This is a genomic window from Streptomyces sp. NEAU-YJ-81, assembly GCF_017592595.1.
Lineage (GTDB): Bacteria > Actinomycetota > Actinomycetes > Streptomycetales > Streptomycetaceae > Streptomyces > Streptomyces hygroscopicus_B.
Genome location: NZ_JAGFNO010000015.1, coordinates 79,846 through 106,128, shown reverse-complemented (window position 1 = coordinate 106,128; position 26,283 = coordinate 79,846). Strand labels below are relative to the sequence as shown.

The following is a 26,283-nucleotide window of genomic DNA, read 5'->3' as shown; positions in this document are numbered from 1 at the left end:
CCTGTGGTCCGTCGATTCCCCGCTCCCGGAGATCCAGGAGATCCCCATGCCATCGCCTTTTGCCCCGACCGCCCTCGTCGGCGAGTCCTTCGCCGGGGAGGGTGCCAACGCCGCGCACACGAACGTCGTGATCGGACGCAAGGGCGGACCCGTCGAGACGGCGTGGGCCACGGCGCTGGCCACGCCCAGCGCCGGACACGTCCCCTTCATGACGATCGTGCGCCCGTCGGTCCCGGTGAAGCCGCTGACGCTGTTCGTGTCGAAGGCCGCCGCGGAAGGTGAGCTGCACCAGCGCGCCACGTGGGGTTCCGCCCAGGCCGGTCTGGCGCAGGGTGTCACGGACGCGGTCCAGGACGGTCTGCTGCCCGCCGAGGAGGCCGACGATCTGCTGATCATCGCCGCGATCTGGGTGAACCCGGCGGTCGACGACCTGGACGTGTCCTTCCGCAATCAGCGCGCCGCCGCGTACGAGGCGGTGCGGGCCGCGGTGACCGGCACCCCGACCGTGGCCGACGTCCTCGCGGCCGCCGAGGAAGGCCCGGCGAACCCGTTCTACGCCCCCACCTCCGAGGTGCTCACCCGATGAAGATCACAGACATCACCCTGGACCGGCTGCGCCTGGAGCTGGACCCGCCGTTCCGGGCCGCGTGGGACCCCGAGCCACGGCGCCACTTCGACGCGACGATCGTCCGCGTCCACACCGACGAGGGGATCACCGGTATCGGCTCCGGTGATCTGATGGACGGCTTCGACACCTACAAGCACCTGTTCGTCGGCGAGGACCCGCTCGACATCACCCGGCACGTCAAGGCCATCGAGACCGCCAACTTCCACGGCGCCCACTACTGGCCGCTGGAGGCGGCGCTGTGGGACATCATCGGCAAGGTCCACGGCCGCCCGGTGGCGGAGCTGTTCGGCAACGCGGCCAAGAAGCTGCCCGCCTACGCCTCCTGCGGTGAGCTCAAGTCGCCCGAGGAGCGTGTCGCCACCGCGCTGAAGGTCCGCGAAGCGGGCTTCCGCGCCATGAAGATACGCATCGACCGCAACCGTGTGGACGAGGGGATCGCCGCGGTCCGCGCCGTACGCGAGGAACTGGGCGCGGACTTCGAGATCATGGTGGACCTGAACCAGTCGTGGCGCATGGCGGGCGACACGGCGGGCGCCACCGACCTCGCCCGGACCCGCAAGACCATCGCGCGCCTGGCCGAGCTCGACGTGTTCTGGGTCGAGGAGCCGCTGCCCTACGGCGACCTGGCGGGCTTCAAGCGCCTGCGGGCCGAGAACCCCGGGGTGCGCATCGCGGCCGGCGAGATGCACCACTCCCCCACCGAGCTGCTGCGCTACCTCGAAGAGGACGCCCTGGACATCTACCAGATGGACGTGGTGCTCGCGATCGGCATGCACCGCGCCCGCACCCTGGCGGAAATCGCCCAGCTCAAGCACCGCCACTTCACCCCGCACAGCTGGACCAACGGCATCGGCGTGCTCGCCAATCTGCACGTGGCGGCGGGGGTCGGCGGCGGCCCGTTCTTCGAGTTCCCCTACGACCCGCCCGGGTGGACCCCGGAGCGCCGGGACTTCATGCTCGCCGACCCGGTGCGGGTGGACAGCGAGGGCGATCTCGAAATACCCGCGAGGCCGGGCCTCGGTATCGAACTCGACGAAGACGCGATCGACCGGTGGAGGATCACATGACGCACGGCATCGACGCCCTGCTCGCCCGTTCGTACGACCAGTGGGTGGCCGCGGCCGGCACACTCACCGTCGAGACCCGGCTGTTCATCGACGGCCGCTTCACCGACGCTCTCTCCGGCGACACCTTCACCAGCGTCTCGCCGCGCGACGGTTCGGTGCTCGCCAAGGTGCAGGCGGCGGGGGCCGAGGACGTGGACCGTGCCGTACGCGGCGCGCGCGCCGCCTTCGAGGACGGACGGTGGCGCGACCTCCCGCCCAAGGAGCGCAAGAGCGTCCTGCTGCGCTGGGCCGAGCTGATCCGGGCGAACGCCGAGGAGCTGGCCCTTCTCGACACGCTGGAGATGGGCAAGCCCATCACCGAGTCCGTGCGGATCGACGTGGACAAGGCCGCCGAGACCATCTCCTGGTACGCCGAGGCCATCGACAAGACCTACGACGAGGTGGCACCGACCCCCGGGGACGCGATCGCCCTGATCACCCGGGAGCCCCTGGGCGTCATCGGCGCGGTCGTCCCGTGGAACTACGCGCTGCTGATCGCCAGCTGGAAGCTGGGCCCGGCCCTGGCCACCGGCAACAGCGTCGTCCTCAAGCCGGCCGAGCAGACCTCCCTGGCCGCCCTGCGTCTGGCCGCCCTCGCCTCCGAGGCGGGTCTGCCGGACGGGGTGTTCAACGTCGTCCCGGGCCGTGGCGAGGTGGCCGGACAGGCGCTGGGCCGCCACCCCGAGGTCGACAAGATCGCCTTCACCGGCTCGGCGGAGGTGGCCCGGCTCTTCCAGGTGTACGCGGGCGAGTCCAACGGCAAGCAGGTGGCCGTCGAGGCGGGTGGCAAGTCGCCCCAGCTGCTGTTGCCCGACGCCGACATCGAGGCCGCCGCGTCGGCCGTGGCCTGGGGCATCTTCTACAACGCCGGGCAGACCTGCAACGCCGGTTCCCGCGTCGTGGTCCACGCCTCCGTCAAGGACCGGCTCCTGGACGCCCTGCGCCGGATCACCGCGGAGACCTTCCGGGTGGGCGACCCGCTCGACCCGGCCACCGTCATGGGCCCCCTGGTCGACGAGACCCAGCTGGCCACGGTCCTCGGCTACATCGAACGCGGTGTGGAGGACGGGGCGAGCGTGGTGTTCGGCGGTGGACGCACCCTCACCGAGTCGGGCGGCAGCTATGTCGAACCGACCGTCCTGGACGGGGTGGTGAACACCTCCGCCGTCGGCCAGCAGGAGATCTTCGGCCCGGTCCTGGCCATCGTGTCCTACGACGGCGACGCCGACGAGGGGATCCGGCTGGCCAACGAGAGCGACTACGGGCTCGTCGCCTCCGTCTGGACACGTGAGGTGGCCGTCGCCCACCGCGCCGCCAAGCGACTGCGGGCCGGGACGGTCTGGATCAACACCTTCGACGCCAGCGATGTCATCACCCCCTTCGGCGGCTTCAAGGCCACCGGCGCGGGCCGGGACAAGTCCCTGCACGCGCTGGACGCGTACACCGCGCTGAAGACCACCTGGATCAACCTGGCCTGAACCGGCCACGGTGCACGGACCTGTTCATCCCCTCTCTTCTTTACTTTTCTCTTCTCACCACAGCGAGGACAACGATGAGGATCGGTTTCATCGGCCTGGGCAACATGGGACGCCACATGGCCCGCCATCTCATCCACGCGGGCCACCTGGTCACCGTGCACGACACCCGGCCCGAGGCCGCCGCCGAGCATCTGGCGCTCGGCGCCCGCTGGGCCGATTCCCCCGCGACCTGTGCCGAAGGCGCGGAATTCCTGATCACCATGCTCCCGACCCCGCGCATCGTCGAGGACGTGCTGCTGCGCGGTGGCGCGGCCGAGGCCCTGCCACCCGGCGCCCTGTGGATCGACATGTCGACCTCGACCCCCGCGGCCGCGGACCGCGTAGCCGCCGATGTGCTGGACGGGCGCGGGGTGCGCCGGCTCGACGCACCGGTCAGCGGCATGGCACGGGGCGCCGAGGCCGGAGCACTGCAGATCTTCGCCGGCGGTACGGACGACGACTTCCGCATCGCCCTGCCCGTCCTCGAAGCCATGGGCGATCCGGACCGGATTCTGCACGTCGGCCCGCCCGGCGCGGGCTACACGGTCAAGCTCATGCTCAACCTGCTCTGGTTCAGCCACGTGGTCGCCACCTCCGAGGTGCTCGCCATGGGCGTCAAGGCGGGCGTCGACCTCGGGACGCTGCGCAGCTCGCTGCTGGCGAGCCCGGCCGCCTCCGCCTTCGTCGAGAAGGACCTCATGTCCATCCTCGCCGACGGTGACTACGACGACTCGTTCGCCATGGCGCTCGCCTGCAAGGATCTGGGGCTCGCCGTCGACCTCGGCCGCGACCTGGGCGTGTCCACCGAACTGTCCGCCCTCGTCGAGCAGATCTACCGCCGCTCCAAGGCCCATCACGGCGAGCTCGCCGGTGAGATGAGCCCCGTCCGCCTCTACGAGGCCCTCGCCGGGCAGGAGTTCCGGCTGCCCGACCCGACCATCGCGCCGGCCGACGCGACACTCGCGGTCTGAGAACGAGCGAACGCCACCCCGCACCACGACGCCAGGAGCCGCACCCATGACCTCTCCCGGGCCCGGCGGTCCCACGCCGCTGAGCATCGACCCCACCTGCCGTATCGAGTTCGGCCCCGGCCGCATCGGCCGGCTCCCCGCACTGATCGCGGCGACCGGCCACGATCGCGCCTTCGTCGTCACCGACCACGGCCTGCGCGCCGCGGGCGTCCTGGAGCCGGTCCTGGGGACCCTCCGGGCCGCCGGGCTGGAGTACGCCGTCTACGACGAGGTGGCCCCCAACCCCTCCACCGCCAACGTCGACGCGGGTGCCGCACGAGCCCGTACGTTCGGCACCGCCGCGGTCGTCGCCCTCGGCGGTGGCTCCGTACTCGACGCGGCGAAGGGCATATCCCTGCTGGTCGGCAACCCGAAGGCCACGGCCGCCGACGCCGACGAACTCTGGGAGGCGGCCGACGGACTCCCGCTCGTCGCGATCCCCACCACCTCCGGCACCGGCGCCGAAACCAACGGCTTCGGGGTCATCGAGGACACCACCGCCTGCCGCAAGGTCTACATCGGCCACCCCTCCGTGAAGCCGCGCATCGCGCTGCTCGACCCGGAGCTCACCCTGGGCCTGCCCGCGCCCGCCACCGCCGCCACCGGTGTCGACGCCCTCGTCCACGGCATCGAGTCACTCGCCTCGCGGGGCGCGAACCCTGTCTCCACCGCCTACGCCACACAGGCCGTGACCATGGTCAGCCACGCCCTGCCCGCCGCGTACCGGGACGGCGCGGACCTCGACGCCCGCGCCGAGCTGATGCTGGGAGCCCATCTCGCGGGCCAGGCACTCAGCCTCTCCGGGCTCGGGCTGGTCCATGGCATCGGCCACGCGCTGACCGCGCACACCGGTACTCCCCACGGCGTCGCCCTCGCCGCCGTCCTCGAAGAGGTGATGGAGTTCAACGCCCCCGCCGCGCAGGGCGCCTACGAGCAGGTGGCACGTGCCATGCGCCTGGCACACCCCGCCGACGGAGACTGGGCGCGGGCAGCCATCGAAGCGGTACGCGAGATCGCGGGCACCGTCGATGTGAAGCGCCCCCTGCGGACACTCGGCGCCGACCGCGGCATGCTGCCCGCCATCGCCGCCGGGGCGGTGGCGGACGCGGTGACGACGAACAATCCCCTGTCCCCCGATCACACCCAGGTCCTGGAAATCCTCACCACCACCTACTGACCGTGGCACGCCACCGTGCCCCTGAGATCCGGGCACGGTGGCGACGGCTGTCACATGCGCGCACCCGGCGGTGTCTTCATGCCAAACAGGCAACCGCACAGGGAGAACACCATGTCGCTGCGCGTTCCGAAGGCGGAGCTCCCCACCGGGCTCCGGGAAACCCTGCTCAAGCAGCTCGGTGAGGTGCCCGAGCCCGACGAGGTGCTGTGGAACAACCCCGAGGTCGCCGAGGCGAACCGGGAGTTCGCGGCCAAGCTGGGCGCGTGGGACACGGCCGACTCGAGCCTCAAGACGTTCGCGCATATGGCGGTCGCTTCACAGATCGGCTGCAGCTGGTGCCTCGACGTCAACTACTTCCTCGCGCTGAACCAGAACCTGGACCTGGCCAAGGCGAGCCAGGTGCCGCGCTGGCGGGAGTCGGAGGCGTTCACACCGCTGGAGCGGGACGTCCTGGAGTACGCCGAGGCCATGACGCATACGCCGCCGACCGTCACCGATGAGCTGTCCGCGAGCCTGCTCGACCGGCTCGGCCCGGCGGCGCTGGTCGAACTCACCGTGTACATCGGCTTCGCCAACTTCGCGAGCAGGTGCAATACGGCGCACGGAATCACCTCGCAGGGCTACTCCGACGTCTGCGGGATTCCGCTGGCCGCGCGCGCCGCGAAGTCGTCCGGCGTAGCGTCCACGGCATGACCGAGGATCCGTTCGTCGCCCATCGCAGCCTGCTGTTCACGGTCGCCTACGAGATGCTCGGGTCGGCCGCCGACGCGGAGGACGTGGTCCAGGAGTCCTGGCTGCGGTGGGCCGACGTCGACCGGTCGCAGGTGCGTGACCCGCGGGCCTACCTCGTCCGCACGGTCACCCGCCAGGCGCTCAACCGCCTGCGGACGCTGTCGCGCCGCCGCGAGGAATACGTCGGCGAGTGGCTGCCGGAGCCGCTGCTGACCAGCCCCGATGTCGCCGAGGACATCGAACTCGCGGAGAGCGTGTCGATCGCGATGCTGACCGTCCTGGAAACACTCGGGCCGGCCGAGCGGGCGGTGTTCGTGCTGCGCGAGGTCTTCGACCTGCCGTACGGAGAGATCGCCGAGGCCATCGGGAAATCCGCGGCCACGGTGCGGCAGATCGCGCGACGGGCCCGCGAGCACGTGGCGGCCCGGCGGCCGCGGATGCGGGTGAGCCGTTCGGAGCAGCAGGCCGTGGTGGAGCGGTTCCTGGCCGCGCTGCGGACCGGGCAGGTGCGGGAGCTGATGGAGATCATGGCGCCGGACGTGGTCATGATCGCCGACGGTGGCGGGGTGGTGGCCGCCGCGCGGGCTCCGATCCACGGCGTCGAAGAAGTGGCGAAGTTGCTGGCGCGCGCGAACCAGGTGGTGGCCGCGTTCGAGACGACGCCCGTATGGCTCAACGGCGCGCCCGCGGGCCGGCTTGCCTTCGACGGCGAACCGTCCGCGGTGAGCCTCCTGGTGGAGAACGGGCGCATCGCCCGGATCTACGTGGTGAGAAACCCACGGAAGCTGACCCGGCTGGATGTACCGGCCGAACTCGCCAGGTAGCCGCGCCGCGGCTCTGGGGAGTGCCGTGGGTGTCCGGGCGGTGAGAAACCGCCCGGAACACCCACGACCACACGGGGGCCGGCCCTCCCTAGTGGTGCCAGGCATGTCCGCCCGTGTTGTGGATGAATCGCTGCAGCACCTTGACCGTCGTCAGGTACTCCTCGTCGGAGATGCCCGCGTGCCGTTCCGCCCACAGCTCGTCCTGAAGGGCCGCGGCCTTGTCGAAGAAGGTTCTGCCCTCCGCCGTGATGCCCAGACGTCCCTCGGCGTCCTCGGCGATCCAGCCCTGGGCGATGGTCCGGTCGATCTCCTCCTCCATGACTTCCGGACCCGCTTCGAGATAGTTGCTGAGGAGACCGGACACCTCCTCGCGGGTCTTCGCGGGGTCGGCGTGGGCGACCTGCGCGAGGACCCACCACTGTGGCTGGGTGGTGCCGATCCCGGCGAGCGTGGCCTGGATGCGGGTGACAACGGCTTTGTAGGCCGCCCAACTCCAGTAGCCGATGGGCTGCCGTATCAGTTCGGCGTCGCTGTGGGAGTACTCCATGGCCGGTCCCTCCGTCTTTGCTTGAACTCGTTCGACGAAACCGACCGTAAAAGTTCAACCTGACGTGAAGTCAAGGACGTTCGACCCCCGCGGTCGCCGCCTCACCCGTACGACCCGTACGACCCGTCCGGGGCCGCGAGTTGGTCGCCGAGGGTGCTTCGCCGGTACAGCACCTGCCGTCCGTGGCGTGCCCGGGTGACCAGTCCGGTGGCATGCAGCACGCGCAGGTGCTGGGACACGGCACTCGGCGTCACCCTGAGGCGACGGGCGAGCTCGACGGTGGGCAGTGGCTCCTCCAGGAGGCCGAGAAGCCTCGCCCTGGGCGCGCCGATGAGCGACACGAGAGCGGGCGCGCCGTCGGTGGGCACCGAGGCCCAGAGCGTCGCCACCCCGCGGCTGGGATAGACCAGCGACGGAGGTTCCTCCGGGCTCACCGGAGGTGCGGGCTTGTGCGCGAAGACCGAGGGCAGAAGGAGCAGCCCCCGGCCGGATGCCGCGACCTGGTGCCGGCTGATCATCTTGGCGATGTACAGCACCCCGTTGTGCCATCGCAGATTGGGGTGCATATCGGCGAAGAGCAGGCGGGCGCCGCCCATGGCCAGTTGCCGCGCGCGGTAGGTCATGTCCGCCTCCACGACGAGTCGCAGCTGCGGCCACATCGGCTTGATGGCGGTCTCCCAGTACTGCCTCAGGAGTGCGCAGATGGTGTCGCGGAGTGCGGCGACGGGTGCGTCGTCGGCGGCGGTGGCGTCGCGCAGCGCTGGGGGCAGCGGGTCCGGCGCGTGGGTGGCCAGCAGGTCGCGGCGGACCAGGCCGGGAGGGGTCCGGCGGACGACGGCCAGTTCGTCCTCGAAGGCCGGGGCGAAACTCGCGGACCGCGGAGTCAGAAAGTCCGGGAGGGTGCGTCTCCGCGCCACCAGGGACATCAGCAGGTCCGTGTCCAGATCGCCGAGTCCGCCGAGCACGGATCTGCGCCACGGGAGGTGCACCGCGGACAGGCTCGGATCGTGCAGCACCCGCAGGCTGAACACCGTCTCGTTCAAGGGCGATACGGCGAACCGCGTGTCCGCCAGGTCCTCGACATCGAGCACAAAGCTGATCATTAAGCCATACGCTACATCGATTGGCAGGGGCACGCCGGTGCCATGGACTTCAGCCCATGACACATCCCACGCACGCACAGGCAACGGCCGTGGCGCGACCGGTGCCGCCGATGGGCCGGTGGACTGACGAATGAGCCGCCGCATGCTCCTGATCCTGGCCGTCACCTGCGCGGTGGCGGTGGGCAACATCTACTTCCCGCAGTCCATCGGCCCGCTGGTCGCCGAGGGCCTGCACGTGTCGGCCGACTCGGCCGCCCTGGTGGTGACCGCCACCCAGGTCGGCTACACGGCCGGGATCGTCCTGCTGGTGCCGCTCGGCGACCGGATCCCGCACCGCCCGTTCCTCGTCGTCCTGCTCGCCCTCACCGGCCTGGCCCTGCTCGCCGCGGGGTGCGCACCGGCCCTGCCGCCCCTCGTCGCCGCCGGCGCCGTCGTCGGCCTGACCACCGTGGCGGCGCAGATCGTGGGCCCCCTGGCGGCCGGACTGGTGGCCGCCGACCGCCGAGGAGCGGTGATCGGCACCCTGCTGAGCGGATCGACCGGCGGCATGCTGCTGGCCCGCACCTTCAGCGGCACGCTCGGCGAATGGCTCGGCTGGCGGGCCCCCTATCTCGTGGCCGCGGCCCTGGCCCTGCTCCTCGCCACCGTCCTGGCGTTCACTGTGCCGGCCACGGCCCCGGCCTCCCGGCAGTCCTACCCCGCGCTCCTGGCCGAACCGCTGCGGCTGCTGCGCACCGAGCCGGAGCTGCGCCGCTCCTGCCTGTACCAGGCGACCGTCTTCGCCGGATTCTCGGCCGTCTGGACCTGTCTGGCGCTCCTCCTCGCCGGTCCGGCCTACGGGCTGGGTGCCCAGGCCGTCGGCATGCTCGCCCTGGTCGGCGCGGCGACCATGTTCTGCACCCCGCTCGCCGGCCGCCTGGTGGACCGCCGAGGGCCCGATCCGGTGAATCTCGTCTGCCTGCTCGGGGTCCTCGTCTCCGCCGTGATTCTCGCCGCGGGCGCCCGGGGCGGAACGCCGGGCCTGGCCGCCCTGACGGTCGGCACGCTGCTCCTGGACGTGGCGATGCAGTCCGGCATGGTCGCCAACCAGGCCCGGGTCTACGCCCTGCGCCCGGACGCCCGCAGCAGACTCAATACCGCCTATATGACCTGCGCCTATCTGGGCGGCAGCACGGGTTCCTGGCTCGGCGTCCAGGTCTGGAGCCGGGCCGGCTGGTGGGGCGTGTGCGCACTCGTCACCTTCCTCACCGGGATCGCCCTGGTCCGCCACCTCCCGGCGCTGCGCCGGTCCCAGGAGAGCCCGCCACGTGGGGAGATCCCGGAGGGCCGCGTCGTCGGTTCCGGCTCAGGCCCCACGCCGTAGAGCACCGCCACTACGCCCCGGAGCCCTCCTCCGGCAACGCGGTGAGGAGCTCGCTCGTGGTGAGGATGGCATGGGCGAAGGTGGGGCCGTTCAACTCGTGCGCGGAATGCATCATCTCGGGCTTGGCGGCCGCGGTGGCGTCACGGACCAGCGTGACGTGGTAGCCGAGCTCCATGGCGAAACGTCCGGTGGACTCGATGCAGGTGTTCGCCAGCAGTCCGATGAGGATCACATGGGTGATGCCGTGCTGACTGAGCTGCATATTCAGGTCGGTGTTGGCGAACCCGCTCTGCGCCCAGTGCTCATGGGCCACCACCTCCCCCGGCCGCGGCCGGAAGTCGGGATGGAACTCCCCGCCCCAGGTGTCCCGGGCGAAGCTGTGCCGGACCATGATGTTCCGCTGGGTCGGGTTGGGGTGGGTCCACGACTCGTAGTCACCCGGCTCCCAGCGGCGGTGCGGGACGAACACCACCCGCACCCCGGACTGCCGGGCGGCGCCGACGACGGCGCGCAGATGGTCCAGCAGGCCGACCTTCTCGGCGACGCTCTGCACCACCGGCCAGACCTTACCTCCCTCGGAGAGGAAGTCGTTGTACGGGTCGACCAGCAGCACTGCCGTTCGCCGGGGGTCATAGGTCTCGGCTGCCATGATGTCTCCTCCGCCCTCTGGAAGATCACTCATCGCCCGAGCAGGCCACATCCTGGCCCGGCCGAGTACCCCCCGTTCGGCCGCTCAGTCGGCGATGATCCCGCGCGTGACGGGGCTGACGGGCGGTGTCGGGGACCGACTGCTGGTGAAACCCACTTCCCGGGTTCCTCATGACCATCTATAGTAGGTAGACCTACCTACCTAGTCTGTCGGGATGCATGCGATGAGTGAGACCGGTACGAGGACGACGGATCCCGGAAGGCGGCGGCCCGCCCGGGAGCGCCTGCTGGCGGCTGCCGCGCGGCGCTTCTACGCCGACGGCGTGACCGCGACCGGAATCGACACGATCACCACCGAAGCCGGCGTGGCGAAGATGAGCCTGTACAACAACTTCTCCTCCAAGTCCGATCTCGTCAGGGCTTATCTCGACGCCCGGCACGAGGAGTGGCTCGCGCTGTACGCGTCACGGCTGGAGCAGGCGCAGAACCCCCGCGACGGCGTCCTCGCGGCCTTCGACGCCTACGCCGATCACGCGGCGTTCGCCTACGAGCGCGGCTTTCGCGGCTGCGGACTGCTCAACGCGGCCGCCGAGCTGCCCGCCGGAGACGAGGGGCGGAGTGTCGTACGCCGCCACAAGGAGGAGGTCGAGCGCCTGATCGCCGGGCACCTCGAAGAGCTGCTGCCCGACCGCCCCGACGACGTGCGCACCATGGCGGAGCATCTGTCGTTCCTGCTGGAGGGCGCGATGGCGCGGGCCGGCCTGGAAGGCGACGACAACCGGCTGCGGCACGCCCGCGCGATGGCGGCGACCCTGCTGGACAGGCTGTGAGGCGGCCCACCGGACACGGCGCCCGTTCGGCGGGCGCCGGATCGTTGTGCGTGCTCGCCGCCTCCGTGCTGTGGGGCACCACCGGCACCGCGGCGACCTTCGCCCCGGGCGTCGGGCCCCTCGCCATCGGCGCCGTCGCCATGGGCCTGGGCGGACTGCTCCAAGCCCTGGTCGCCGCCCCCCGCATCGCCCGTCAGGCCCCTCGGCTGCGTGCGCGGCGCGGCACCGTACTGCTCGGCGCGTTCGCGGTCGCGGTCTACCCCTTGGCGTTCTACAGCTCGATGCACCTGGCCGGAGTGGCGGTGGGAACGGTGGTGTCGATCGGCATGGCGCCACTGGCCTCAGCCGTGATCGAACGCGTCATGGACCGGCGCCGGCTGACGCGCCGCTGGACACTCGGCGCCACCCTGGGCCTCCTGGGCACCCTCATGCTGTGCGCGGCCCAAGCCGCCCAGGACCCCGGCGACCGGGGGCAGCCATCCATGGCCGCCACGATGCTCGGCGTAGGGCTGGGCCTCATCGCGGCCACGACCTACGCCCTCTACTCCTGGGCGGCGCACCGGCTGATCACCCACGGCATCGCCTCCCGCGCGGCGATGGGCACGGTCTTCGGCTTGGGCGGACTGCTCCTCGTGCCCGTCCTCCTGGTCACCGGCGCGCCACTCCTCGACTCCGGGTCCAATCTGGCCGTCGGTGCCTACATGGCGGTGGTGCCCATGTTCACCGGCTACGTCCTGTTCGGCTGGGGACTGGCGCATGTGCCCGCGAGCACGGCGACCACGCTCTCCCTGCTCGAACCGGCCGTCGCCGCCGTCCTCGCCGTGCTGGTCATCGGCGAACGGCTGCCCGCCGTGGGCTGGACCGGCATCGCGCTCGTCCTCGCCTGCCTGGCCGTCCTCACCGCCCCCACAGCCGTCTCCAGGCGGCGCCGACAGCGGCCGGAAGGCGTGACGCCGCCACAGCGCACAGCGGCGGAGCACACGGTTGCCCAGCCGGATCCGGGGCGGGTGCCGTAGCGGAGTCCGTCGACGAGCGGGGCGGGCGGCGAACGCTCCGCCGACCGCCCCATCACTCCGCGATGGAAAACCGCTCCGCGAGGTCGCGATGCCGGTCCGCGGCCAGCTTCGCCTGAGCCGTGCTGATGGTCGAGCCGGGCATCCGCCCCAGCCGTTCGAGCTCGTCGGCGAAGCGCAGATGCTCCAGCCGCGCGTACTCACGGCAGGCAAGGCAGGTGACGTTCTCCGGACGCGGAGAGGTCATCGCGTACGGCGCCCGCAGCCCGCATCCGGTGGCGATGCGGCTCGGCAGGTCACCGGCCAGGCCGAAGGTGGACGCCATCATGTTGCGGACGGCGGCGACGCCTCGGACGACCTTCGACTCGACATGGATATGCGGATCGTCCCCGCCCATGCACCCTCCCTGCCCCGGCGACTTGACGGGCCGGGGATGCTCCCGGCCGCCCGCGGACCGCAGGAGGAGTCTGCCATGTGCCCGGTGCGCCACCGCCGATGCGCCCGCCGGTTCAGGTCGCGGTCGCGGCGGCGGCCGCACGGCCCGCGGCGCGGCCCGAGAACAGGCAGCCGCCGAGGAAGGTGCCCTCCAGGGAGCGGTAGCCGTGCACTCCCCCGCCGCCGAAGCCCGAGACCTCACCGGCCGCGTACAGACCGGTGATCGGGTTGCCGGAGGCGTCCAGGACGCGGCCGGAGAGGTCGGTCTGGAGGCCGCCGAGGGTCTTGCGGGTGAGGATGTTGAGGCGCACGGCGATCAGCGGTCCGGCGGACGGGTCCAGGATCCGGTGTGCGGAGGCGGTGCGGCTGAGCGTGTCCCCGGGGTAGGCGAGCGCGTTGCGGATGCCCATGACCTGGACGTCCTTGGTGTACGGGTTGGCGATCTCGCGGTCGCGGGCCTCGACCTGCCGGGTGAGGTCCGCCAGGTCGATGAGGTTGTCGCCGGTCAACTTGTTCATGCCCGCGACCAGTTGGGGCAGGGTGTTGGCGACGACGAAGTCCTCGCCCTTGTCCCGGAACCGCTGGATCGGCTCGGGTGTCTGCCAGATGCGGGAGAGGAGCTGCAGGATGTCCTTGTTGGTCAGGTCCGGGTTCTGCTCGGAGCCCGAGAGCGCGAACTCCTTGGCGATGATCTTCTGGGTGGTGACGAACCAGGAGTAGTCATAGCCGGTGGCGGTGATCGTCCCGAGGGTGTGCAGGGTGTCGTAGCCCGGGATGTCGGGGGTGGGGAAGCGCTTGCCCTTCGCGTCGAACCACATCGACGAGGGGCCCGGCAGAATGCGGATGCCGTGGCCCGGCCAGATCGGGGCGTAGTTCCTGAGGCCCTCGGTGTAGTGCCACATGCGGTCGGGGTTGACGATCCGTCCGCCCGCCTTCTCGGTGATCGCCAGCATCCGGCCGTCCACATACGCCGGGACGCCGGTGACCATGAACTTCGGCGGTGAGCCGAGCCGGTCGGGCCAGTTCCGCCGTACGAGATCGTGGTTGGCGCCGATACCGCCGGAGGTGACGATCACCACCGGGGCGTTGAGCTCGAATTGGCCCACCACGGTGCGCGAGGTGGGCTTGCCGCGGGCGGCGTCGCTCGGCTCCAGGATCGCGCCGCTGACCCCGGTGACGGCACCGCCGGTGACCACCAGATCGTCCACCCGGTGCCGGAACTTGAAGGTCACCCGCCCGTCCTTCGCGGCGGCCCGCACCTTCTTCTCGAACGGCTCGACCACGGCCGGACCGGTGCCCCAGGTGACGTGGAAGCGCGGCACCGAGTTGCCGTGCCCGTCCGCGAGGCCGCCGCCGCGCTCGGCCCAGCCGACGATCGGGAACCACTGCACGCCGAGCCCGTGCAGCCAGGACCGCTTCTCCCCGGCCGCGAAGTCCACGTACGCCTCGGCCCATTTGCGGGCCCAGTAGTCCTGGCCGCCGGGATCGGAGACGCCGCGGTCGAAGCCGGCCGTGCCGAGCCAGTCCTGCCAGGCCAGTTCGTGGGAGTCCTTGATGCCCATCAACCGCTGTTCCTCGGAGTCGACGAAGAACAGGCCGCCGAAGGACCAGAACGCCTGGCCGCCGAGGTTGCTCTCGGGCTCCTGGTCGAGGAGGAGCACCTTGCGTCCCGCGGCCGTCAGTTCCGCCGTGGCGACCAGCCCGGCGAGCCCGCCGCCGACCACGATGGCGTCCGCTTCCGAGGACGCCCCGGAGGCGGCGAAGGCCGGACCCGCCGCCTGGGCGAGCGCGGCGCCGGCGAGCACACCGCCCGCCGCCGTCAGGGCGCGGCGGCGGCTGATCCCGGCAAGCGAGGCGGCATTCTCTGTGGAGTTCTCCATGGGCTGCCTTCCGGAAGGGGGTTCGGAGGGTGCGGGAGATGCGAAGGGGGTTGCCGCGACGGCAACGTGTTACCGACGGTAGCCCACAGGGTGCGGGGCCGCCAGACTCCTGCTCCCAATGAGCAACTCCCCGAAGCCGTAGGGCACTTCGGCCGGTCAGCGCCCGCCGGATGACGGCTCGGGCGAGGCGCGCCGCCGTGGCGAGAAGGCGTACAGATCGAGGATGTCGGGCAGCGGCGCCACGCCGGGGCCGCCCGCGGTGACCCAGGCCACGACGTCCTCTGTCGCCTCCGGGTCGTTGACCAGGCCGAGCCACACCGGCCTGCCCCCGGCGGCACGTCCGGCCGCCGACGGCTGCACCACGATCACATTGGCCTGATCGCAGACGTCCAGACACTCGGAAACGCGTACGGGCGCCTCCTCACCGAGCCGTGCGAGCTGTGCCGCATGGTCGATTCCGGTCACCTTGGGGCTGCCGCAACAGCAGTCCCGGCATACGGTCACCCGGCATGGCACCGGGTCGGTCGGCCTGACAGGCATGCCGCATCACCCTCCTCCGGGGAAGTCCGCCCCCCACGCGGCGGAGCCGCACATCGACACACCCCGTCGAGGAGGCGACCGCGTGAGTCTCCTGGCTCTCGGGTCGATGCTCGTCCCGGCCTTCCCACCCGCGCGTACGGGCAGTGACCTGTTCGGGATCCGCTCGCCGATCACAGTGGCGGCACCGCGCCGGATTCACACCGGCTTCCTCGTTCCGCCGTCGCCTTTGTCGCCCGGCATCATCGCATCCCGGGCACCGCCACACCACGTGGCCCCCGCTCCCGCGAGCGCCGTGGGCGGCTCGACGTCAGTTGCGGCGGGCCGCCGCCTCCGCGAGGATTTCGCCCAGGCCCTGGCGGGTGGCCGCCAGCACCACGCGGTCGTGCGGCCGCAGGACATAGCCGGGGTGCAGATCCCATACCAGGGAGGGCGCCTGGGTGGCGCCGTCGTAAGGAGGCGCCGCGGCGAGGTCGCGTTGCCGGTCGGCGGGTTCCGCCGCGTCCAGTGCGATCACCCGCCAGGCGCCCGGCGCGAACGCCTCGGCGACGGTACGCCCCTCCAGTTGCGGATGCCCGGCGACATGCAGGGCGGCGAAGAGCAGCACCCTGCGCTCGACCGGTATGGCGCCGAGGATCTGACGTCCCATCATCGCTCCGGCGAACGCCGGGGCCGCCAGGCTGGAGACGCTGCGGCTGCGGGTGAGGGCCCGCGGATGGGCCGCGCGCAGCGTGCGGTAGACGGCGGTGGCGAAGCGGTCGTCGTACAGGCGCAGCGCCACCCGCAGCCGGGGCTTGACCGAGCGGGCGTACAGCGTCGCCTCCAGGTTGGTGGTGTCGACGCTGGTCAGGGCGAGCAGGGAGCGTGCCCGCTGGATCTTGGCGGCCTCCAGGACGCCCTCCTGAGTGACATCACCGATCACCGTCGGCACTCCCAGCCTGCGGGCCAGCGGGATGCCGCGCGCCCCGGGGTCCTCTTCCACGCACACCACGGGGATGTCCATCTCCCGGAGTCTGGCCAGGACCCGGGTGCCGACCTTGCCGAGCCCGAGCAGCACGACGTGGCCGGAGAGGCCGCGCGGAGGGCGGCGCAGCGCGGAGGCGGTACGGAAGGTGCCCAGTGCCTCGAGCGCGGCGGCCACCAGGACGGGCAGCATGAGCAGTCCGGTCAGCCCGGACAGCAGTTGGAGGACCTTGCGTCCGGTGGGCTCGTCGAGCGCCGGGTCGTCGATGGCCAGCACGTCCAGCACCGTGAGGTAGGCGGCGCGGAGCAGACCGGCTCCGGTGAGCTGCCAGGAGGCGATGGTGAGGGCGAGCACGGCGATCGCCATTCCGGCGACGGACCAGCGCAGCCGGCGGGAGAACAGCGAGGCGAGGGGCAGTCTGCGGGTGCCGAGCCGCCGTGGCGGCAGCGGTGGGCCGGTGGCGGAGACGGCCTCGAGCACCACCGTGTCGCGTCCGGTGGCGGCGGCCACCTCCTCGTCTCCGGGCAGCAGCTTGGGACCTTCGTCCCCGCTGCTGTCGGAGCCCTCGCTGCCGCCGGGGTCGCTGGTGGTGGACGAGAGCAGGGCGAGGGTGCACAGCCCCGGGCGGGCCACCTCGTCGGGGCCGGGCGGGGTGCGCTCGGCCGCGCGCAGCAGCAGCCCGTCGGCCTGGAGCACTTTGCTGGTACCCGCGACGGCGGTGGCCGCCAGCGCGGGTGCCGCGGTGTCGGCGTCCGACAGTACGGTGGTGGTGGCGTCCAGCTCCGCCGCGTCCATCCCGGGATCGGCGACCCGCGCCGCCTCGTCGAGGAGTTCCTCCAGATGCTGGCCGAGCTTGCGGTTGTAGAGCCGGATCACCAGCCGCAGGCGGGGGTTGAGGCGGCGGGCGCGGAGGGCGGCGTGGATGTTGGCCTCGTCGTCGTCATGGACCAGGGCGAGCGCGGTCGCGTGCTCCGCACCCGCCTCGGTCAGCACCTCTTCGTCGAGCGCCGGGACCTCCATGACCCGCACTCCCCCATCCGGAGCGGGGTCGTCCGCGGCTTGCCGGGGCAGCGGGACCCGTCCGACGGCCGCGCTGAACCGGCCGAAGAGCGCGGAGGTACGGCCGCCCGGCCGCCATCCCGCCACCTGCCGCCCGGCCGGGTCCGCCAGGGGGGTGCCGCCGGGGATGACGACCGTCACCCGCGTCCGGTAGACGTAGTAAAGCTCGGCGGCGAGGCGGTGGGCGAGCGCGTCGTCACCGCAGACGACCATGTGGGCCGCCCCCGCGGGGGACGGCGGGTCCGAGGTGGAGGTGGAGAACACGACGGCGAAGCCCCCCGTTGGTCCGTGATGCCGTGGGTCGTCCGGGCGGGGTACGGCGGCCGCGGTCTCCGGCGGCCGGCACCCGCGCTCCGGCGGTCATGATCAGACCGTACCTGGTGGGCCGCCCAAGGGAGTTGGGCACCGGGGGCCGGCGACCGGACGCCCCGTGTGCTCACTCCCTCGGGGCTCCGCAGCGCGCACAGCGGGCGAAGGGCGCGGTGTCCTGGATCGCGCCGCAGTCGGCGCAGACCCGATCCAGCCAGCAGGCGGGCTCCCCGCCCTCGGGCTCGGCGGGCGCCGGGTCCGGGTCGGGATCCGGGTCCGCCGTCTCCCGGTCCGCCGTCTCCCGGTCCGGGTCGCCAGGTCGAGCCGTGCCGCTCATCGTGTGCGCCTCCCTGTCCGGACCGTGCGCGGGTCCATCCGCCAGCCCTTTACCCGTGGCTCCGTCCCGGGAAGCGGCCCAGCCATAGATCCGATCTCTCATGCGCCAAAAACCCTTGACGGGGCGTAATGCCGCTCAACCCCTCCCCAGTTATCGGATGACTCGGTAACGTATCCGCCTCGGGAGGCAACGATGCCGAGATCTTACCGACGCTCCGCTGTGGCATTTCTGCTCTGCGGCGTCCTGGCCATGACGCTCTTCATCACCGGGCCCGCACAGGCGAAGGACTCCGCCTGGACCGTGCGCGGCCCCTCACCCCACTCCGGTCCCCTCGCGCAACTGCGGCTCGACGGAGCCTCGGGAACGCTGACGCTCCAGGTGTCCCGGGGCGGACGGACGGTGGTCGAGCCCTCACCCGTGGGCATCGTCACCGAGCGGGCGGATCTGTCGCACGGGCTGCGCTATCTGGGGCGCCACGACCGCACCGTCGTGGAGCGCTACCGGTCGACGGTCGGCAAGGAGCGCTCGCGCACGGCGCGGATGACCGAGACCCGCTTCCGGTTCCGGGGCAGCGCAAGCGCCCGGCTGGACCTCGTGGTGCGGGTCTCGGACGACGGGGTCGCCTATCGCTATGTCCTGCCGTCCGGCAGCGGTGATGTCCTTGGCGAGACCTCGGCCTTCACCCTGCCGTCGGACGCGGCCGCATGGCTGGGCGACTACCGCAAGGACAACGAGAACCTGTTCAAGGAGTACACCGCGGCGACCGCGCCCACCGGTGAGTACATGGCCCAGGCGCTCTTCGAGACGGCGGGCGGCTACGCCCTGATCGCCGAGTCGGATCTCACCGGCCGCTACTCCGCCGCCCGGCTGATCCATCAGCAGGGGCAGCCCACGTACCGGATCGGACTCTGGGATCAGCGGGTCACGTCCGACGGACCGCTCAGCACGCCCTGGCGCGCGCTGATCGTGGGCGATCTGGGGACCGTCACCCAGTCCACCTTCACCGACGATCTGGCACCCGCGTCGCGGGTCGCCGACACCTCGTGGATCCGGCCCGGGCCCGCGCTGTGGACCTGGCTCGCGGGCGGCAAGCCGGCCGGGCAGAGCCTGTCGATGCAGAAGGGGTACGTGGACTACGCGGCCCAGCGCGGCTGGCCGTATGTGGTGGTGGACGCGGGCTGGTACTTCGACCCCGACCAGTGGGATGTCACCGATCCCGACTGGCCGCGCAACAGCTGGATTCCGCAGCTCGTGGACTACGCGCGCGAGCGGCATGTGGGCATCCAGGTCTGGATCCACCACCGCGACCTCGACACCGCCGAGGAGCGCGAGCTGTGGCTGCCCACGCTGGAGAAGTGGGGGGTGAAGGGCGTGAAGATCGACTTCATGGACTCCGAGGCCCAGGAGACGCTGCGCTGGTACGACGAGATCCTCAAGGCCACCGCGGACCACCATCTGCTCGTCAACTTCCATGGCTCGACGATCCCCAAGGGCATCCAGCGCACCTGGCCGCAGGTGATGTCGATGGAGGGCGTGAACGGCGAGGAGAAGCGGACCAACACCCCGCAGCATCTGGCGACGCTGCCCTTCACCCGCAACGTCATCGGCTCCATGGACTTCACCCCCGGGGCCTTCCACCGGGCCGAGCGCCCCAACGCGGGTTCGGACGCGGGGGAAGTCGGCCTGTCGGTGCTCTACGAGTCCGGTATCCAGGACCTGGCGGGCACCCCGGAGTCGTATGACGCCCGTCCGCTCGCCCGCCGCTTCCTGGAGCAGATCCCCGCCACCTGGGACCGCACCCGGCTGCTGACCGGGCGGCCCGGTGAGAGCGCGGTGCTGGCCCGCGCCAGCGGCTCGCGGTGGTTCATCGGCGGTACGTTCACCGGCCCCGCCCATACCGCCGAGGTGCCGCTGCGGCTGGAGAAGGGCCGCTGGCTCGTCGATCTGATCCTGGACGGCCCGGACGGTCTGGTCCGCACGCCCACGGTGGTGCGTGGCGTGCAGACACTGTCCGTGCCGGTGACGGCGGACGGCGGGTTCGCCGCCATCGCCTGCCGCTGGCGGCCCGGCCTGTCGACCTGCGACCGTCCCTGACCGTCCCTCACTCGGACACCCCGTCCAGGACGCCCGTCCAGATCCCGATCGCCGGAAGGCAGACACCGGCCGCGAAGACCCATGCGGCGGCGACGGCACGGGCGTAGGGGGCGGGGTGGCCGCCGGTCCATCCGCGGGAGAGGGCCAGCAGCCGGTCGGCCTTCTGCCGCGTCGGGTTCTTCTCCTGCTGCTGGGTGAGGAAGGCGGACAGCCGGTCCGCCGACTCCGCGTCCGTGACCGCCTCGGCGTCCGCCCGCATCTCCATCAGCGTGACCAGGACCCGGCGGGCGCGGCTGTTGGCGTAGAGGCCGCAGGTCAGGGTGAGGACGAAGACGGCGATCGACGTGAGAGTCTGCGCCGGGCTCTCCACGGGGGTGATGGCGAGGGCGGTCATCCCGTCGAAGAACACGGCGGCCTTCCCAGCCGCCGGCGCATGACGCAGATAGCGCCGTCGCATCGGATCACCGTGGCGCAGATGCGAGATCTCGTGCCGGAGCAGGACCGCCCCGGCCGGGCTTCTGAGCAGGGTGCGCCAGCTGCGCGGGATGGCGACATGGACGGTGGGCCTGCGGATGTTCAGGGTGACCGCGTGGTACAGGAAGGTGCCCGCGACCGCCCAGAGCGCGGCGACCAGGATGACCGCGGGCACCAGGAGACGATCCCCGTCGAACGGCAGGGAGATCCGGTCCTGCAGTACGGCGAAGGCCAGTCCGCCCGCGGCGCCGACGGCCCACACGGACTTGCGGCGCTGCAGTCTCGTCCCCCAGTCCTCCATCCGGCCGAGGCGTCCCGGGGACGGCTGGGGGACGTGGACCACCTTCAGGTCGGCCACCGGGGACCAGCTGGAGACCGCGTCCAGCCGGGCGGTGTCCAGCCCGGCGGAGTGGAAGGTGTCCCGGACGCGCACCCAGCCCTTCGCCGACCAGTCGACCGGGCGCGGCGCCTCCTCGGCCTCACGACCGCTGAGGGAGTCGGCCCGCCACTCGTTGACGAGGGGCAACAGGAAGACGATGAGGAGGACGAGGACGGCCAGGAACGCGGTGGCGCCGACCGCGGCCGGCACGGACAGCCGATCGTCCCCTGTGGTCAGCACGCTCGCCCCGGTGGCGGGCGCCGCGCACAGCGGCCCGATGAGGACGGTCCAGCAGGTCCGCTCGGCCCGGCGCAGCCGGCGGACCGGGGACGCGGCGGTCATGGACGGCCGGGCCCGGCGGGGTCCGCGGCGTCGTCGGGGTCGCCGTCTGGGGCGCCGTCGGGGCCGTCATCGGGGCCGGGTTCGGAGCGGATGAGCGCTTCCGCCTGGATCCGTACGACGGCCCGTACCGTGTCCGGGTCCACCTCCGGGGGAAGCATCAGCTCCACCGTCACCCGCCGGGCGAGCCCCGCCGTGCTGTCCTCGTCCTCCTCGGTGTCCGTCCCGCCGGTGGCGGCGTCGCCGCGCACGCAGCGCTTGAGATAGCCGACGGCGTCCCGCAGTCCGCGCTGGAGGGCCATGTCGGTCGCCGTCGAGAGCACCGTGAAGGCGATCTGGCCGAGCACGGACAGCCCGATGGTGAGGTACACATGGGTGTCGACCGCGGGCGCCCCGCTGACGTCGTCGAAGAATTCCCCGGCGCCGGGCACCCGCCGACGGGCGCGCGTCTCCTCGGCGAACTCCCCGAAGAGCTCCTCGTGTTCGTCCTCGGCGACGGCGCGCGCCGAGGCGTCGACCATCGTCAGGATCCGCTCGATGGCGGCGTCGTCCAGCTCTGTCATATCCGTCATGCGTTCCCCCCGGTACGCCACGCCCCCGGCGGGGCGTGCGACGCCTGTACGGTAGCCCGGCCGGGGGGTTGATGTGAGGACTTACCGCACATAGGCAAATTCATCGTGCATTTCGTGTATAGCCGCTGACGCGCATGGCTGATGGGGGCCGTCAGCCCGCCCGGCGCGGGGGCCGGCGCGTGCGGGTCCACTCCACGAGCTGCCGGGCCGTCCAGGTGGTGATGACGCGCTCCACCGGCACCCCGCATTGCGCGGCCCGGGCGCATCCGTTGCGCTGCCAGTCGAGCTGGCCGGGCGCGTGGGCGTCGGTGTCGATGGAGAAGAAGGTCCCCGCCCGGACGGCCTCGCGCAGCAGCCCGCGCGGTGGATCCAGCCGCTCCGGACGGCAGTTGATCTCCACGGCGGTGCCCGCCTCCGCGCAGGCGCCGAAGACCTCCTCATGGTCGAAGGCGGACTCGGGGCGCTTTCCGCCGAGCAGCCGTCCGGTGCAGTGCCCCAGCACATCGACCAGCGGATCGCTGACGGCGGTGACCATCCGGCGGGTCATGGGGCGGGCGTCCATCCGCAGTTTGGAGTGGACCGAGGCCACCACCACATCCAGCCGGTCCAGCAGCTCCGGCTCCTGGTCCAGGGAGCCGTCGGGGAGGATGTCCACCTCGATCCCGGTGAGCAGCTGAAAAGGAGCCAGCTTCGCGCGCAGCTCCGCCACCACGTCCAGTTGGGCGCGCAGCCGGTCCGCCGAGAGGCCACGGGCCACCGTCAGCCGCGGGGAATGGTCGGTGAGCACCGCCCACTCGTGCCCCAGCCGCGCCGCCGTACGGGCCATCAGCTCGATCGGGGAACCGCCGTCGGACCAGTCGGAGTGCATATGGCAGTCTCCGCGCAGCGCGGCGCACAGCTTCGCCGCGTCCTCGTCGGGCTCGGACTCGGACTCGGCCTCGGCGGCCCCGGCCTCCAGGTTCGCCAGATACCCGGGCACCTGGCCCTTCAGCGCCTCCTTGACCACCTGCGAGGTCTTCGGCCCGAGCCCCTTGAGCGACCGAAGGGTGCCGTTCGTGACCCGCCGCTCGACCTCCTGGGGGTCCAGGCCGGCGAGCACCGCCTGGGCCGTACGGAAGGCACGGACCCGGTAGGTCGGCGCCTGGGCGCGCTCGAGAAGAAACGCGATCCGGTCCAGGGCCTCCAGGGGGTCCATCGCGCGCTCCTCGCTGTGTGCGGCGTCCTCACTGTGTGCGGCGTCCGCGCTGTGTGTGCCTCCGCGTCTCAGGCACGGCGGTTCGGGCGTCGGCCGGGGGGCTGGTGGGGTTCTGGACGCGCCGTCAGCTCGGGGATGTCGCGGGTCTGGGGGGTCTTTTCGGAGACAGTGAGGGGCCGGCCGTAGTGCCGGATCTCCATGGGGGCGCCCTCGGTCAGGGAATAGGTGACACTGCGGCCGGTGATCTCCACTCGCAGCCTGCGGCCCAGCACCTGCATGGTGAAGGCGAGCCGGGCCAGCTTCTCGGGCAGCTTGGGCGAGAACTCCAGCCTGCCGTCGCGGTGCCGCATCCCGCCGAACCCGGCGACCAGGGCGATCCAGGTGCCGGCGAGCGAAGCGATGTGCAGACCGTCGCGGGTGTTGTGCTCCAGGTCCTTCAGGTCCATCAGGGCCGCCTCGCCCAAGTAGTCGTAGGCGAGCCGCAGATGGCCGACCTCGGCGGCCATGACGGCCTGGGTGCAGGCGGACAGGGAGGAGTCCCGGACCGTCAGCCGTTCGTAGTAGTCGAAGTTGCGTGCCTTCTGCTCCTCGGTGAAGCACTCGCCGCGCAGATACATCGCCAGCACCAGGTCGGCCTGTTTGACGACCTGTTTGCGGTACATGTCGAAGTAGGGGAAGTTGAGCATCAGCGGATACTGGTCGGCGCGGGTGCCCTGGAAGTCCCACTCCTGGTGGCCGGTGAAGTCCGCCGACTGCTCGTGGACGCCCAGGGTCTTGTTGTACGGGACCGACATGGACTCGGCCGCGTCCCGCCAGGCGGCGGCCTCCTCGTCGTCGACGCCCAGTTCGGAGCCCTTGTCCGGGTGGCGTTCGATGATGTCCGCGGCGGCCCGCAGGTTCGACTGGGCCATGAGGTTGGTGTAGACGTTGTCGTCGGCGACGGCGCTGTACTCGTCGGGGCCGGTCACCCCGTCGATATGAAAGCGGCCGTGGTGGTCGTGGTGGCCGAGGGAGCGCCACAGCCGGGCGGTCTCCACCAGCAGTTCCACGCCGGTCTCGCGCTCGAACTCCTCGTCGTCGGTGGCGGCGACATAGCGCACCACCGCGTCCGCCACATCGGCGTTGACGTGGAAGGCCGCGGTGCCGGCCGGCCAGTAGCCGGAGCATTCGGAGCCGTCGATGGTGCGCCAGGGGAAGGTGGCGCCCTCGTGGCCCAGTTGCTGGGCCCGCTCCCGGGCGGCGGGCAGGATGGACTGGCGCCAGCGCAGCGCCTCGGCCACGGACTCGGGGAAGGTGTAGGTGAGCAGGGGCAGGACGAAGGTGTCGGTGTCCCAGAAGGTGTGGCCGTCGTAGCCGGAGCCGGTGAGGCCCTTGGCGGGGATGGCCCGTTCCTCGGCGCGGGCGCCGGCCTGCAGGACGTGGAAGAGGGCGAAGCGCACGGCCTGCTGGATCTCGGCATCGCCCTCGACCTCCACATCGGCGCGGGACCAGAAGTCCTCCAGCCATGCGCGCTGCTGGTCCACCAGGCCGCGCCAGCCGGTGCTGGCGGCCCCGGCGAGCGCGGCCTCGACCTGGTCCCGTACGGCGGGCAGCGAGCGGGCGCCCGACCAGCCGTAGGCCACCAGCTTCTCCAGCCGCAGGACCTGGCCCGGCTCCAGCACCGAGGTGACGGTCAGACGGGCGACGTCGTCGCCGCTCTCGCTGGCGTGGCGGGTGGGCGGCGGCCCGGTGATCAGGTGGTCGGCGGCGGCCGCGACCCGCAGGTCGCTGTCGTCGGTGCAGTGGATCAGCCGCAGCCGCTTGTCGTCGGCGGCGTTCTCCTCGGGGGTCAGCGGGGACTCCAGCGCCTCGGTCACCCGGGGGTCACCGGCGCGTTCGGGAAGCTGCTCGTTGGCGACCAGTTCGGACTGGACGACGACGCGGATCTGGGCGTCGACGGCCTCCACCTCGTAGGCGACGGCGGCGATGGCCCGCTGGGTGAGGGAGACCAGCCGGGTGGAGCGGACCCGCACACTGGTGCCGGAGGGGGAGGTCCATTCGCAGGTGCGGTGCAGCACCCCGGCACGCAGGTCGAGCACGCGCTCATGGGAGCGCAGCCGTCCGTAGCGCAGATCGAAGGGCTCGTCGTCCACCAACAGCCGGATGATCTTGCCGTTGGTTACGTTGATCATGGTCTGGCCGGCCTCGGGATAGCCGAATCCGGCCTCGGCGTAGGGCAGCGGACGCCGTTCGTAGACCCCGTTGAGATAGGAGCCGGGGAGCCCGTGGGGCTCCCCTTCGTCGAGATTGGCGCGCCAGCCGATATGGCCGTTGGAGAGCGCGAAGACCGATTCGCTCTGGGGCAGCAGATCGAGCCGGAGATCGATCTCGCGCAGCACCCAGGGGTCGACGACATACGAGGAATCGGTGATCACGAGTCGTCCTCCAGCAGCTCGGCGAGATCCTTGACCACGATGCCCGCGCCGTGTGCGCGCAGCGCGTCGGCCTGACCCACCCGGTCCACGCCGACGACACAGCCGAAGTGCCCCGAGCGTCCGGCCTCCATGCCCGCCAGGGCGTCCTCGAAGACGGCGGCTGCCTCGGGGGCGGTGTCCAGCTCCCGTCCGGCCTCCAGGAAGGTGTCGGGGTGCGGTTTGCCGGGCAGCCCCCGCTCGGCCGCGACCACACCGTCGATCCGCACCTCGAAGAGGTCCTCGATACCGGCGGCGATCAGCACATCGCGGCAGTTGGCGCTGGAGGAGACGACCGCGATCCGCAGGCCCTCGGCGCGCGCGGCCTCCACGAAGCGCACCGAGCCCGGGTACGCCTCGACTCCCTCCTCGCGGATCTTCGCCAGGACCAGGATGTTCTTGCGGTTGCCCAGGCCGTGCACGGTGTCCGCGTCGGGCGGATCGTCCGGCTCGCCCTCGGCGAGATCGATGTCCCGGGAGGCCAGGAAGGTGCGCACCCCGTCGGCGCGCGGACGGCCGTCCACGTACTCGTCGTAGTCGCGGGCCGAGTCGAAGGGACGGAAGGAGGGGCCGTCGCGCCGCCGCAGGAACTCGTCGAACATCTGTTTCCACGCCGCCGCGTGCACCACCGCGGTCCTGGTCAGTACGCCGTCGAGGTCGAACAGGCAGGCCCGGATGGAATCGGGCAGGCTGAGCTTGGTCATGGCCCCCGATTCCCCCGGGAACGCCGGAATATGCGGGGCGTGGCGGCGGGATGGAGG

Annotated in this window: 24 protein-coding genes and 1 riboswitch; of the genes, 11 read left to right on the top strand and 13 right to left on the bottom strand. The window is 71.7% G+C overall.

The features are described from left to right. Positions 1-46 precede the first annotated feature (46 nt). From fae to J5X86_RS28315, 7 genes are all read left to right on the top strand, one after another. Positions 47-586, top strand: a complete 540-nt coding sequence (fae, locus tag J5X86_RS28345; RefSeq protein WP_208519547.1) for a formaldehyde-activating enzyme — start codon at positions 47-49, stop codon at positions 584-586. Continuing rightward, positions 583-1,695: a mandelate racemase/muconate lactonizing enzyme family protein gene (locus tag J5X86_RS28340; RefSeq protein ID WP_078646266.1), complete on the top strand. Its 1,113-nt coding sequence runs from the start codon at positions 583-585 to the stop codon at positions 1,693-1,695. The genes fae and J5X86_RS28340 overlap by 4 nt, the downstream gene beginning before the upstream one ends. After that, positions 1,692-3,212 carry an aldehyde dehydrogenase gene (locus tag J5X86_RS28335; RefSeq protein ID WP_208519546.1) on the top strand — a complete coding sequence of 507 codons (1,521 nt, stop codon included), beginning with the start codon at positions 1,692-1,694 and terminating at the stop codon, positions 3,210-3,212. The genes J5X86_RS28340 and J5X86_RS28335 overlap by 4 nt, the downstream gene beginning before the upstream one ends. A gap of 74 nt (positions 3,213-3,286) precedes the next feature. Next, on the top strand, positions 3,287-4,222 hold the full coding sequence (locus tag J5X86_RS28330) for an NAD(P)-dependent oxidoreductase (protein WP_078646264.1): 936 nt from the start codon (positions 3,287-3,289) through the stop codon (positions 4,220-4,222). A 46-nt stretch (positions 4,223-4,268) separates the two neighbouring features. After that, a complete protein-coding gene (locus J5X86_RS28325; protein WP_208519545.1) occupies positions 4,269-5,438 on the top strand; it encodes an iron-containing alcohol dehydrogenase in 1,170 nt (389 codons plus the stop codon). A gap of 111 nt (positions 5,439-5,549) precedes the next feature. Next, positions 5,550-6,131 (top strand): carboxymuconolactone decarboxylase family protein, encoded by a 582-nt coding sequence (locus tag J5X86_RS28320; RefSeq protein WP_208519544.1) that lies wholly within the window; start codon positions 5,550-5,552, stop codon positions 6,129-6,131. After that, entirely contained in the window at positions 6,128-6,994 is an 867-nt protein-coding gene (locus J5X86_RS28315) for an RNA polymerase sigma-70 factor (protein WP_208519543.1), read from the top strand. Before J5X86_RS28320 ends, J5X86_RS28315 begins: the two co-directional genes overlap by 4 nt. A gap of 88 nt (positions 6,995-7,082) precedes the next feature. On the opposite strand, the gene J5X86_RS28310 is transcribed toward J5X86_RS28315, so the two are convergent. Beyond that, on the bottom strand, positions 7,083-7,541 hold the full coding sequence (locus J5X86_RS28310; RefSeq protein ID WP_208519542.1) for a MarR family winged helix-turn-helix transcriptional regulator: 459 nt from the start codon (positions 7,539-7,541) through the stop codon (positions 7,083-7,085). 101 nt (positions 7,542-7,642) lie between these two features. Further along, positions 7,643-8,644, bottom strand: a complete 1,002-nt coding sequence (locus J5X86_RS28305; protein ID WP_208519541.1) for a helix-turn-helix transcriptional regulator — start codon at positions 8,642-8,644, stop codon at positions 7,643-7,645. 142 nt (positions 8,645-8,786) lie between these two features. Here J5X86_RS28305 and J5X86_RS28300 point away from each other — a divergent pair, with 142 nt between their 5' ends. Beyond that, on the top strand, positions 8,787-10,007 hold the full coding sequence (locus J5X86_RS28300) for an MFS transporter (RefSeq protein WP_208519540.1): 1,221 nt from the start codon (positions 8,787-8,789) through the stop codon (positions 10,005-10,007). Between the two features lie 10 nt (positions 10,008-10,017). On the opposite strand, the gene J5X86_RS28295 is transcribed toward J5X86_RS28300, so the two are convergent. Next, entirely contained in the window at positions 10,018-10,656 is a 639-nt protein-coding gene (locus tag J5X86_RS28295) for an isochorismatase family cysteine hydrolase (protein ID WP_208519539.1), read from the bottom strand. Positions 10,657-10,879: 223 nt separating this feature from the next. Here J5X86_RS28295 and J5X86_RS28290 point away from each other — a divergent pair, with 223 nt between their 5' ends. Both J5X86_RS28290 and J5X86_RS28285 read left to right on the top strand, forming a co-directional pair. Further along, complete coding sequence (locus J5X86_RS28290; protein WP_208519628.1) at positions 10,880-11,485, top strand: TetR/AcrR family transcriptional regulator; 606 nt, start codon at positions 10,880-10,882, stop codon at positions 11,483-11,485. Further along, positions 11,482-12,501 carry a DMT family transporter gene (locus tag J5X86_RS28285; RefSeq protein WP_208519538.1) on the top strand — a complete coding sequence of 340 codons (1,020 nt, stop codon included), beginning with the start codon at positions 11,482-11,484 and terminating at the stop codon, positions 12,499-12,501. The genes J5X86_RS28290 and J5X86_RS28285 overlap by 4 nt, the downstream gene beginning before the upstream one ends. A 52-nt stretch (positions 12,502-12,553) precedes the next feature. Here J5X86_RS28285 and J5X86_RS28280 read toward each other — a convergent pair whose 3' ends face one another. The 5 genes from J5X86_RS28280 to J5X86_RS28260 form a co-directional block, all read right to left on the bottom strand. Next, on the bottom strand, positions 12,554-12,895 hold the full coding sequence (locus J5X86_RS28280) for a hypothetical protein (RefSeq protein WP_208519537.1): 342 nt from the start codon (positions 12,893-12,895) through the stop codon (positions 12,554-12,556). Positions 12,896-13,007: 112 nt separating this feature from the next. Next, a complete protein-coding gene (locus J5X86_RS28275) occupies positions 13,008-14,813 on the bottom strand; it encodes an FAD-binding dehydrogenase (RefSeq protein WP_208519536.1) in 1,806 nt (601 codons plus the stop codon). Positions 14,814-14,969: 156 nt separating this feature from the next. After that, positions 14,970-15,353, bottom strand: a complete 384-nt coding sequence (locus J5X86_RS28270) for a (2Fe-2S) ferredoxin domain-containing protein (protein ID WP_208519535.1) — start codon at positions 15,351-15,353, stop codon at positions 14,970-14,972. 84 nt (positions 15,354-15,437) lie between these two features. Next, positions 15,438-15,567, bottom strand: a riboswitch (cobalamin riboswitch). A 93-nt stretch (positions 15,568-15,660) separates the two neighbouring features. After that, complete coding sequence (locus J5X86_RS28265; protein WP_208519627.1) at positions 15,661-17,586, bottom strand: NAD-binding protein; 1,926 nt, start codon at positions 17,584-17,586, stop codon at positions 15,661-15,663. Positions 17,587-17,809: 223 nt separating this feature from the next. Further along, positions 17,810-18,019 carry a hypothetical protein gene (locus tag J5X86_RS28260; protein ID WP_208519534.1) on the bottom strand — a complete coding sequence of 70 codons (210 nt, stop codon included), beginning with the start codon at positions 18,017-18,019 and terminating at the stop codon, positions 17,810-17,812. 192 nt (positions 18,020-18,211) lie between these two features. Between J5X86_RS28260 and J5X86_RS28255 the strand changes: the two genes are divergently transcribed. Continuing rightward, positions 18,212-20,113, top strand: coding sequence for a glycoside hydrolase family 97 protein (locus tag J5X86_RS28255; RefSeq protein ID WP_208519533.1), 1,902 nt, complete (start codon positions 18,212-18,214; stop codon positions 20,111-20,113). Between the two features lie 7 nt (positions 20,114-20,120). On the opposite strand, the gene J5X86_RS28250 is transcribed toward J5X86_RS28255, so the two are convergent. The 5 genes from J5X86_RS28250 to J5X86_RS28230 all read right to left on the bottom strand — a co-directional run bounded on the left by J5X86_RS28250 (position 20,121) and on the right by J5X86_RS28230 (position 26,226). Next, complete coding sequence (locus tag J5X86_RS28250; protein ID WP_208519532.1) at positions 20,121-21,308, bottom strand: hypothetical protein; 1,188 nt, start codon at positions 21,306-21,308, stop codon at positions 20,121-20,123. After that, positions 21,305-21,877 (bottom strand): hypothetical protein, encoded by a 573-nt coding sequence (locus J5X86_RS28245; protein WP_208519531.1) that lies wholly within the window; start codon positions 21,875-21,877, stop codon positions 21,305-21,307. Before J5X86_RS28245 ends, J5X86_RS28250 begins: the two co-directional genes overlap by 4 nt. 151 nt (positions 21,878-22,028) lie before the next feature. Continuing rightward, a complete protein-coding gene (locus J5X86_RS28240) occupies positions 22,029-23,072 on the bottom strand; it encodes a PHP domain-containing protein (RefSeq protein WP_208519530.1) in 1,044 nt (347 codons plus the stop codon). A gap of 68 nt (positions 23,073-23,140) precedes the next feature. Then, on the bottom strand, positions 23,141-25,486 hold the full coding sequence (locus J5X86_RS28235) for a glycoside hydrolase family 65 protein (protein WP_208519529.1): 2,346 nt from the start codon (positions 25,484-25,486) through the stop codon (positions 23,141-23,143). Next, positions 25,483-26,226: an HAD family phosphatase gene (locus J5X86_RS28230; RefSeq protein ID WP_208519528.1), complete on the bottom strand. Its 744-nt coding sequence runs from the start codon at positions 26,224-26,226 to the stop codon at positions 25,483-25,485. Before J5X86_RS28230 ends, J5X86_RS28235 begins: the two co-directional genes overlap by 4 nt. Between the last annotated feature and the right edge of the window lie 57 nt (positions 26,227-26,283).